This window comes from Mesobacillus thioparans, assembly GCF_965138835.1.
In the GTDB taxonomy this organism is placed as follows: Bacteria; Bacillota; Bacilli; order Bacillales; family Cytobacillaceae; genus Mesobacillus; species Mesobacillus thioparans.
In genome coordinates, this window is the sequence record NZ_CBCSFH010000017.1 from 71,142 (window position 1) to 81,485 (window position 10,344).

General features: G+C 42.8%; 7 protein-coding genes and 2 riboswitches. Of the genes, 6 read left to right on the forward strand and 1 reads right to left on the reverse strand.

What is annotated here, in order from left to right; all coding sequences use genetic code 11:
- Positions 1–55: 55 nt before the first annotated feature.
- Positions 56–159, reverse strand: a riboswitch (SAM riboswitch).
- A gap of 90 nt (positions 160–249) precedes the next feature.
- A riboswitch (SAM riboswitch) is annotated at positions 250–352 on the reverse strand.
- A gap of 180 nt (positions 353–532) precedes the next feature.
- Positions 533–1,276 carry a type I methionyl aminopeptidase gene (gene map / locus ACNAZ4_RS21020; protein WP_415817811.1) on the reverse strand — a complete coding sequence of 248 codons (744 nt, stop codon included), beginning with the start codon at positions 1,274–1,276 and terminating at the stop codon, positions 533–535.
- Between the two features lie 257 nt (positions 1,277–1,533).
- On the opposite strand from map, the gene ACNAZ4_RS21025 reads away from it, so the two are divergent.
- From ACNAZ4_RS21025 to ACNAZ4_RS21050, 6 genes are all read left to right on the forward strand, one after another.
- Positions 1,534–2,349 carry a ZIP family metal transporter gene (locus ACNAZ4_RS21025; RefSeq protein WP_415817813.1) on the forward strand — a complete coding sequence of 272 codons (816 nt, stop codon included), beginning with the start codon at positions 1,534–1,536 and terminating at the stop codon, positions 2,347–2,349.
- Positions 2,350–2,646: 297 nt separating this feature from the next.
- Positions 2,647–3,633: an ABC transporter permease gene (locus tag ACNAZ4_RS21030; protein WP_415817815.1), complete on the forward strand. Its 987-nt coding sequence runs from the start codon at positions 2,647–2,649 to the stop codon at positions 3,631–3,633.
- Positions 3,634–3,645: 12 nt separating this feature from the next.
- Complete coding sequence (locus tag ACNAZ4_RS21035) at positions 3,646–4,545, forward strand: carbohydrate ABC transporter permease (RefSeq protein WP_415817818.1); 900 nt, start codon at positions 3,646–3,648, stop codon at positions 4,543–4,545.
- Positions 4,546–4,758: 213 nt separating this feature from the next.
- Complete coding sequence (locus ACNAZ4_RS21040) at positions 4,759–6,414, forward strand: type 2 periplasmic-binding domain-containing protein (protein ID WP_415817820.1); 1,656 nt, start codon at positions 4,759–4,761, stop codon at positions 6,412–6,414.
- Between the two features lie 182 nt (positions 6,415–6,596).
- Positions 6,597–8,459, forward strand: coding sequence for a sensor histidine kinase (locus ACNAZ4_RS21045; protein ID WP_415817822.1), 1,863 nt, complete (start codon positions 6,597–6,599; stop codon positions 8,457–8,459).
- The gene (locus ACNAZ4_RS21050; protein WP_415817824.1) at positions 8,452–9,960 is read left to right on the forward strand and encodes a response regulator; all 1,509 of its coding nucleotides are present in this window, start codon (positions 8,452–8,454) and stop codon (positions 9,958–9,960) included. Before ACNAZ4_RS21045 ends, ACNAZ4_RS21050 begins: the two co-directional genes overlap by 8 nt.
- The last annotated feature ends 384 nt before the right edge of the window (positions 9,961–10,344 follow it).

The following is a 10,344-nucleotide window of genomic DNA, read 5'->3' on the forward strand; positions in this document are numbered from 1 at the left end:
CTCTTCCCGGGAAACAGGAAGAGGGCATGCCGCAACGAATGCTGGACAAGAACTCTTCTTATCTCCCAAGCTCATGCTTGCTGGATTTGGCACAGTCCTCAAAGTGAGTCCGCTGCCGAGGCTTCATAGGGCCAGTCCCTCCGCCTCTCTTGATAAGAAAGTAACGATATGAAATTGTAGGTGGGGTTCTTTGGAAAAATAAAAAGTCCCCTTCAGAAAGAAGAGGACATGAAATGAAAAGTCGGCCTCTTCTTATCTTTCAAGCTTCTGCTTGCTGGATTTGGCACAGTCTCCAAAGGAGTCCGCTGCCGAGGTGTCATAGGGCCAGTCCCTCAACCTCTCTTGATAAGAAGTAATTCGAATATTGAGTTGTTGTAAATCTTGTTTATTACTTTACTGCGTCGCAGAGAATGTGTCAATCATTTTGTTGATTTTTTTTTTAGAAACACGAAAAATAGGAATTTAGTATTAATTGAGACGTATGCGTAAAAAAAAAGAAACCCCTGCAGCAGCAAGGGTTTCAATCCAAAATCTATCTGGTAATCACAAGCGGTCCATTTTTAGTAAGGATGATCGTATGCTCACATTGTGCAACAAAACTGTTTTCTGTGACATAAGTCCATTCATCATGTTCGTATTGGAAAACTTCTTCCTCACCAGTGGAGATGAATGGCTCAAAAGCGATGACCATTCCTTCTTTCAGAAGTTCGTCATCCCATGGCTCATGATAGTTGTAGATGTGATCGGGAGCCTCATGGATTGTCCGCCCGATTCCATGTCCGGTCAGGTTTTTAATTACTTTCAGACCGTTCTTTCGCGCAGTCGCCATAACGGCCTTGCCAAGTCCGCTTTTCTTCGACCCTGGTTTTGCTTTTTTTAAGCCCGCTTCAAAAGCCTCTACAGCTGTTTCACATATCTTTGTTAAAATCGGGTCACCTTCGCCAACGACAATGGAAATCCCTGTATCGGCAAAATAACCATTTTTCGATCCGGAAACATCGATATTAACGAGATTGCCTTCTTTGATGACACGGCTCCCCGGAATCCCGTGGGCCACTTCTTCATTCACGCTGATGCATGTATACCCTGGGAAATTGTACTCGCCTTTCGGAGCAGAAATAGCCCCATTCTGCTCGAACAAGGCGCCTGCCAATTCATCAAGTTCCTTCGTTGTAATGCCAGGCACGGTTTTCTGCACCAATTCGTCCCGAATCAAGCCAACAATCCGGCCAATTTCTTTTAATCCGTTAAAATCTTCTTCTGTTTTTGCAATCATGACTTAGTTCCCTTCCATGTATAAACTATCTTATTAGAGTATCCCTTTTTTGGGTGAAAATCCATTCATCCGGCTCAAAGCCTGGAGATTAAAAATAAATAAGATTGGAATAACGTTTAGAATGTAGTAATCTTGATAAAACATATCCAGAGCGGTCTGATTTATGTAGAACAAGATATATTCACCACTTCATCATCCATATAATACATTAAAATGAATTACATTTGATTACAGAGCAAGTCTTGGGAGGTATAAGGATGCTTGAATATTTTATGGGCTTACATCCAGTTGTCCAGGCGCTGATCGGGACCTTGTTTACCTGGGGAATGACAGCTTTGGGCGCTGCTTTAGTGTTTACAACGAAAAATCCAAACCAAAAATTTCTGGACAGTATGATGGGCCTGGCAGCAGGAGTCATGATTGCTGCAAGTTTCTGGTCGCTTCTTGCTCCTGCGATTGAGATGGGTGAGGGAGGAAGCCTGCCAAGCTGGGCGCCAGCTGCGACTGGGTTTATCTTAGGCGGATTGTTCCTGATGGTCGTGGATAAATTGATGCCGCATTTACACCCTAATTTATCGATGGAAAAAGCAGAGGGAATCCATCCGGAAAAGAAAAGGCGAAGCACTTTGATGGTTTTGGCCATCACCTTGCACAATATACCTGAAGGTCTCGCGGTGGGAGTCGCTTTTGGAGCTGCAGCTGCAGGTTTTCCGTCGGCCTCGCTTATGGGCGCGATCGCGCTTGCGATAGGGATCGGCATCCAAAACTTCCCGGAGGGCGTCGCAGTATCAATGCCCCTTAGGCAAATAGGAATGTCAAGAAAGAAAAGCTTCATGTACGGCCAGTTTTCCGGCATGGTCGAACCAGTTGCGGCGATGGTTGGAGCAGCCGCCGTCATATTCATCCAGCCGCTTCTCCCATATGCGTTAAGTTTTGCGGCAGGTGCGATGATATTCGTAGTCGCCGAAGAAGTTATCCCTGGATCCCAGGAAAATGGGAACAGCGACCTTGCCTCATTAAGCCTCATGTTTGGATTTGCCATCATGATGATCCTCGACGTGGCATTAGGGTAAAAACTTTATTAAAAAGCTGAGAAACCTGTGCATCAGACTCATTGAGAAGTCTGGCGCACAGGTTTTTTTATGCGGTAAGAATTTAAATTCACTTCGAATTGGGCAATCAGGACAAACGGTTATCCTTCGCCAACCGAAAAAATGAAAACGATAACAACGTGATGGTATCAATATTTCGCTTATTTATACCAAAACTAAAAAATTGGTACCATAAGCAAAATTCGATGGCTTATAAATGTAAGCCCTTTTTTTTATGATGAAAGTACAGAAAGACAAAGCAACCAAGGTGGTGAAGAAATGGAAGTCAAGATAGAGCAGCCAGTCGAACAACATGTCAGTGACACCATTATTGAAAAGGCAACGAAAAAGGAAAAATACCAAAAAGTTAAAAAGACGATCATTTCACAAAAGTATTTGCAAGCGATGGCACTACTCGGTGTAGTATGGATGTTCATCTTTAACTACATCCCAATGTATGGACTGATTATCGCGTTCAAGGAATTTAGCATCATCAAGACAATTTCGGAAGCGCCATGGGTTGGTTTGTTGCAGTTTAAGGAATTCCTTCACGATGAGAATTTCTGGATCGTCCTGAAAAATACGCTCGGAATCAGCTTGATTAAACTGGTTATCGGATTCCCACTGCCAATCATTTTTGCACTTATGCTAAATGAACTTACTTCAATGAAATTCAAGAAAGCGGTTCAAACAATTTCCTACCTGCCGCACTTTCTTTCGTGGGTAGTGCTTGGCGGAATTTTAACGACATGGCTTGCGGATATCGGAGTCATCAACGAAATCCTACTGGGACTGGGTTTGATCAGCGAACGTACGAACTTCCTGGCTGAACCTGATAACTTCTGGACCATCGTGATTCTCTCGGACATCTGGAAAGAGCTGGGCTGGTCAGCGATCATTTATCTAGCGGCAATTGCTGGTGTATCGCCAGAACTTTATGAGTCATCAACGATCGACGGAGCGAGCCGTTTTCAAAAAATGTGGCATGTTACATTGCCATCCATTCGCCCGACAATCACAATTTTGTTCATCCTCGCTGTAAGCGGTGTCTTGAACTCGAACTTCGACCAAATTTTGATCTTGCGTAACTCTTTGAATGAAAGTGCTAGTAATGTAATCGATATTTATGTATACCAGATGGGTCTTCAAAATGCCCGTTACTCCTATGCGACAGCAGTTGGTCTATTAAAAGCGATCATTGCCTTCATCCTGCTACTGTCTGCGAACAAGATTACGAAGAAACTGAATGGAACATCTTTATTCTAGGGGGGTGAGGTTGTGTTCAAATTATTTAAACGCAACAGACGTACAACAAGTGAATACATCTTTGACAACGTTAACATTCTTATAATGCTCTTTATCTGCGCAATCACCATCTACCCGATTTGGTATGTAATCGTCAATTCCCTGAACGACGGGGTCGATGCCATGAAAGGCGGGATTTACTGGTGGCCAAGGGAATTCACTTTTGAGAATTACAAAGCTGTTTTCAGCAATCCAGGGATTGTCACCTCGTTTGGGGTGACCGTTGGTAAAACGGTCATTGGTACCCTGACACACGTGTTCTTCACCGCGATGGTGGCCTATGCGCTGTCACGCCGCGATCTTTATGGCAGGAAGTTTTACATGCTGGTCGGTGTGATCACGATGTTCTTCAGCGGCGGATTGATTCCTTACTTCCTGTTGATCAGGGACCTTGGATTATTTGATAACTTCATGGTCTATATCATTCCGACGATGTTCAACTTCTTCCATTTGATTATATTTGTGTCCTTCTTCAGAGAGCTGCCTACGTCTCTTGAGGAAGCAGCGAAAATCGACGGGGCAAATGATTTCATGATTTTCATAAAAGTAATCATCCCGCTGTCAATGCCGGTTATCGCAACAATTGCATTGTTCCAGGGAGTCTATCAGTGGAACGATTATTTTGCCGGGGTCATCTTTGTAAATAACCCGGATTTGCAGCCTATCCAGACTTACCTATACAAGGTTGTAGCTGAATCCAGCTCAAACCAGATGATGACGAATGCAGCAGGAACCATCGCTACCAAGACTGTCACATCCCAATCGATCAAACTCGCGACAATGGTTGTCACCACACTTCCAATCATGCTGGTGTATCCGTTCCTTCAGAAATACTTTGTAAAAGGAATGCTGATTGGATCAGTAAAAGGTTGATGTTTTCCAGCTTCGATTTAAACTTCCTTCAAAGAAGGAATTTAAATGATACATGGCTCATTATTTAAGTGGAAATTGCTTTATTCATGAAGGTTACCCCTTTTGATCTTGGGAAAGGCTGGCAGTTAGCTGAAAAGTCTTTCCCCCTTTTCTAAAGCAGTGTACATTAAATAATGTGGCCCAAAAAAACATACAAGAGAGAGGGTCAAAAAAATGAGGAGAAAATTTCTTTCCAAAGGCTTTTCAGTACTGCTTATTCTTTCATTGGTACTAGCATTGTTTTCAGGATGTTCCAGTAAGACAAATGAAAACGCTTCCGATGAAAAAGACACGGATAAACCAAAGGCTTCAGCTGATGCTCCTGGCTGGCAGTCCAACAAGGATCCAATTACATTTGACTGGTATGTAAACTTTTCCTGGTTCGCACATAAATGGGGCGACGATGTTGTCTCAAAATATGTAACCGACAAAACTGGTGTTTCAGTCAACTTTATCTCACCTGCAGGAAATGAAGCGGAAAAAATGAACACAATGATCGCTTCTGGAAAGCTTCCTGATTTCATCACAATTGGCTGGTGGGAAGATGCTGTCAAGAAGATGATCGTAGGAGAGCTTGTCCTTCCATTGAATGAACTTGCAGATCAGTATGATCCATATTTCTTCAAGGTTTCTGATGGAGCGAAGGTTGAATGGTATAAGCAGGAAGATGGCAACACTTACGGCTATCCAAATGCATCTTCATCACCAAAAGATTTTGACAAATATAAAGACCTTAAGCCATCAAACCAGACATTCCTTGTAAGAAAGGATATGTATGAAGCGATCGGCAGCCCTGATATGAGCACTCCAGAAGGATTCTTGAAGGCTCTTGAAGAAGCAAAGAAAAAGTTCCCTGAAGTAAACGGCGCGCCACTGATTCCATTTGGTTTGAATGAATTCACAGATGTGGGAAATACATCACTTGAAGGCTACCTGCAGAACTTCCTTGCAATTCCAATGGAAAAGGACGGCAAGGTTTATGACCGCAGCCAGGATCCTGAATATCTTGCATGGTTAAAGACTTTCAGAGAAGCAAATGACAAAGGTCTTCTTGCAAAGGACATCTTCATCGATAAGCGTCCGCAAATGGAAGAAAAAATCGCTCAAGGAAGATACTTCGCAATGCTTTACCAGCGCAGTGACCTGGCAGCTCAGCAGCACGCATTGTACGCAAAAGATCCAAATTCCGTTTACATTGCAGTTGACGGACCTGCTAACTCTAAAGGAGATGCACCTGCTTTGGCTGGTGACAGCATCTCAGGCTGGACAGTAACTTTGATTTCCAAAGATGTAAAAGATAAAGAAAGAGCGATTCAATTCCTGACTTACCTGATCAGCGAAGAAGGACAAATGGACCTTTACATGGGTAAAGAAGGCGAAACATATGATATGGTTAACGGAAAGCCTGAATTCAAGCCTGAAGTTTTAGACTTATTGAACAAGGACCGTGCAGCTTTTGACCAGCAATACGGTGCTTCATTCAAATACTGGATGCTAATGGATACAAACATGAGCCTTGCATGGGCACCGCCAGCTTCTGAGCCATTCAAGCAAATGGAAGACTGGACGAAAGGAAAGACAGTCAGCTATGCAGAATTCGACGGCATCAGCCCGACTGGAACATCCGCTGAAGGTGTAGCAGCAAGCAAGATCGCACAGGAATGGGGCAAAACGCTTCCTAAGCTTCTTCTGGCTAAATCTGATAAAGAGTTCGATAAACTCTTCAGCGAATTCCAGAAAAAACGTGATTCTTTCGGCTTTGAAAAAGTTGAAAAGTATCAGCAAGATCTATATGAAAAGAATAAGAAAAAGTTAGAAGCAGCAGAATAACTAAAATGAACTGGAAAGGCTGTCCCTTTTAGAATGAAAATTCTTTAAGGGGCAGTCTATTCCTGCTTTTTCGTAGGGCGTGAATCCTGAAAAAATTTCAAAAAATTGAAACACTTTTTCACGCTGCTTATGTTAAATAAGAGATATCATTTAAATGTGGATAAATGTTAGGTGTGATAAAAGTGGACTTTCAAAAAAAAATGAAAGACGCAGTAAACTGGTTTGATCGTCTTTCCCTGCAGCAAAAGCTGATTGCCTTATATGTCATCATTATCATTATTCCGATCAGTATTTTCATCTCCATCTATTCCAGTAACGTCTATGACAGAGCGATCACCGAAATCAGCATCAAAAGTGAAAATGCTCTGGAAATCGAAAAAATCCACATAAAAAACAATATCGAATCCATGAGGCGGACGGCGCAGATGGTTGTTTCGGACATGGAATTCATAGATTTCGTAAAAAGCAGAAGTGAAGCAAATGTTGATCAGTTAATCGATTTCAGGATGAACGAGCTTTCCAATGTTACCAGGCTGCAGGCCAATAATCCTGCCATTGAAAATATCCGCCTGTATACGACCAATCCTTATGTAACCGAAATGTGGCCGATTCTCTTCAAGGAAGAGCGAATCATGGAAAAGCCATGGAGAGAGGAAGTCATCAACAGGAATGGGATGGAGGTATGGTGGTTCGACCAGCAGACTGAGGATGTCCTTGAGCGGCTGCCATCCCAAAACACCGCGAAGATTTCGTTGTTGAGGGAACTGGATTATCCCAAGGATGAACATCTGGGGATCATTGAAATCAATATGTTCCTGAAGAACTTTTTTCCAAAGATGTTCGGAACCGTGCAGGATCCAGATTCTGTCTATGTCGTCATCGATAAGGATAACAATATGATCAGGAACTTCCAGCATACCTTTTTCGAGGATGAAGGAATTGACACCAAGGATCTTCAACGCCAGTTCAACAAATCAAAACCTGAGGAAACAGGAAGTTTTCAATATGATAACAATGAGACTCCTTATCTTGTGATCTCTGCCTATATTGATGATCTGGATGCATACCTCCTGAACGTGATCTCTCTTGAGGGTCTCTATGCAGAAACGGCAAAGACGAGGAATGTCATTTTTAGCGGAATTATTTTTCTTGTCATTATCCTTTCCTTTGTCACGTATGTCCTGATATTGTTGCTCCTGAAAAAAATGTACAAACTGAAGGATTCAATGGAGCGGGTCGGACATGGGGACTTTTCCGTCGATGTGGAGGTTGACGGACAGGATGAGATTTCGGAACTGGCATTTCATTTTAAAAGCCTTCTTGGTAAAATGAATGGATTGATTGCTGAAGCTGTCAATAAGCAGGCAGCTGCCAAAGAAACCGAATTGAAGGCACTGAAGACGCAAATTGATTCCCATTTTCTGTATAACACTTTGGAGAACATTAAAATGATGGCAGAGATAGAAGGGGAGTACGCCATTTCCGACGCAGTGACCTCGCTAGGGGAAATGATGCGATATAACCTGAAATGGAAAAATGACTTTGTGATCCTGGAAGAAGAGCTCAATTATATAAAAAACTATGTCGATATCATGAATCTGCGTCTGGATGGCCAGCTGACTCTAACGATTGATGTCCCGAATGAATTGAGGGACCAGGAAGTGCTGAAAATGTCGCTCCAGCCGATCATTGAAAATGCCATAAAACATGGAATTATACCGAATCATCAGGAAGACAGAGGCATCCTGCAGGTTAGTGCGAGGTATTCTGATGACTATGTCACCATTGACATCCAGGATAATGGCGTAGGGATGACACCAGAGCAATGCGAGGCCCTCAACAAATCCCTCCAGACTGGTGTAGAACATCAAAATCAGGGCTCCAAAGGCGGCAATGGCATAGGAATCCAAAATGTGAATGAGAGAATCCAGCTCTACTATGGAACAGAGTATGGCGTATATGTAACGAGTGTTGAAGGCGAATTCACGATGGTGACATTAAAAATGCCTTGTAAAATTATGAAAGGGGGCAGCCAAAGTGTATAAAGTCCTTATAGCTGATGATGAGAAAAATATCCGATTGGGCATCCAGGCAATGATCAAGAGAGAGTATCCTGAATTCACCACCTTTATTGCCAGTGACGGACAGGAAGCCCTTGAACTCATAGAGGAAAATGAACCAGATATCGTGATCACCGATATTAAAATGCCGAGGTTGGATGGTATCCAGCTGATCAAGGAAATCCAGCAAAAAGAACGCCAAACAGCCATTGTGATTCTCAGTGGATATGATGATTTCACTTATGCAAAGGAAGCGATCAAACATAAAGTGAGAGATTATCTACTGAAGCCGGTCAATCGTTCAGAGTTATTCAAAACCCTGAAATTGATCACCGAAGAGCTCGAACATAGCCAGAAAATGACTTATCAGCACATGGATGAATATCGTGCCAGCCAGTTGAATTATATTTTGCTAAATCCTAATTTACAAAATGATGTCCTCGAGGACCTTTATAAGAAAATGAAGATCGAAGCCTATCCTGATGGGTATTATGTAGGAATCATCGATGCAGAGGGGGAAATCGAAAAGGAGCATCTGCTTGAAAAAATCAATCAGCTGCTGCTTCCAAGCAACGATTGCATACCTTTTCTCGATAAAGATGGGCGGGTGACCATCATCTCAGCAGATATCGAGCAATTTTCCCTGTTGAAAGAACAGCTTGGCAGGGACAGGCACCTGGTCTTCACCATCGGCATCAGTGAACAAGAACAGGACATCCGGGAATTGAGAAAAACGTATGAACAGGCTCTCACTGCCTTGAAATATCATTTTCTCTACCCTCGCAGACAGGTTATTTTCTATGAAACTGTAAAAGAGAAGCCAGATGGTTCTTCGATTCCGGTGGAACTGATCAATAAAATTTCCAATATGCTTGGGACTGAGCGGGAAAATGAGATAAAAACAAACCTGAGACAGGTCATGGACTTTGATGTCATCGCCGACAGCAGCATTTGTTATCTGGAAGACTTGAATCAGGCCATCAACGAAACCATTTTTAAGGGCTTCTTTAAACGCCTTGGGGAAGAATCCTTAGTCACGTTTGAGCTTTTGAACAAAATCGATGATATTTATAATTTTGATAACTTCCACGAATACTTCCATGCCCTTGAAGGCTTGTTGATGAGGATCCATGAATACAATAAGCAAATGAGGTCCGTTTATTCAGAGCAAAAGTATATGGACCGGGCGATCGCCTATATCCGGGAAAATTACCACAAGGATTTGAACCTGGCCGTCGTCGCCAATTATATATCATTGAACTACTCCTATTTCAGCCACATGTTCAAGGAGTATATTGGTCAAAACTTCGTTGATTACCTAAAAATGGTCAGGGTAGAAAACGCAAAAAAACTGCTGCAAGAAACGGATTTCAAAATCCTCGAAATCAGCGAGATGGTCGGCTACAAAAATCCAAAGCAGTTCGCACGAGTATTCCGCGAAGCAGAAGGAATCTCACCAAAAGAATATCGGGAAATGAAAGGATGAAGAGAGCTGAACAGGCTCTCTTTTTTCTTTTTGCCCAAGTTCGGACAAAGTAACGCCTGTACGGCATCATTTTGTCCGAAGTGCTCCCAAGTTCGGACAAAAGATCACCGGTTTGTCTTCGTATTGTCCGAAGTGCCCCTAAGTTCGGACAAAGTAACGCCTGTACGGCATCATTTTGTCCGAAGTGCCCCCAAGTTCGGACAAAAGATCACCGGTTTGTCTTCGTATTGTCCGAAGTGCCCCTAAGTTCGGACAAAGTAACGCCTGTNCGGCATCATTTTGTCCGAAGTGCCCCTAAGTTNGGACAAAGTAACGCCTGTGCGGCATCATTTTGTCCGAAGTGCCCCTAAGTTCGGACAAAGTAACGCCTGTACGGCATCATTT

What these genes read in the sequence shown, in the direction of transcription:
- ACNAZ4_RS21025 (WP_415817813.1), top strand. Translation starts at nt 1,534, where the DNA reads ATGCTTGAATATTTTATGGGCTTACATCCAGTTGTCCAGGCGCTGATC.
- map (WP_415817811.1), bottom strand. Translation starts at nt 1,276, where the DNA reads ATGATTGCAAAAACAGAAGAAGATTTTAACGGATTAAAAGAAATTGGC.
- ACNAZ4_RS21030 (WP_415817815.1), top strand. Translation starts at nt 2,647, where the DNA reads ATGGAAGTCAAGATAGAGCAGCCAGTCGAACAACATGTCAGTGACACC.
- ACNAZ4_RS21040 (WP_415817820.1), top strand. Translation starts at nt 4,759, where the DNA reads ATGAGGAGAAAATTTCTTTCCAAAGGCTTTTCAGTACTGCTTATTCTT.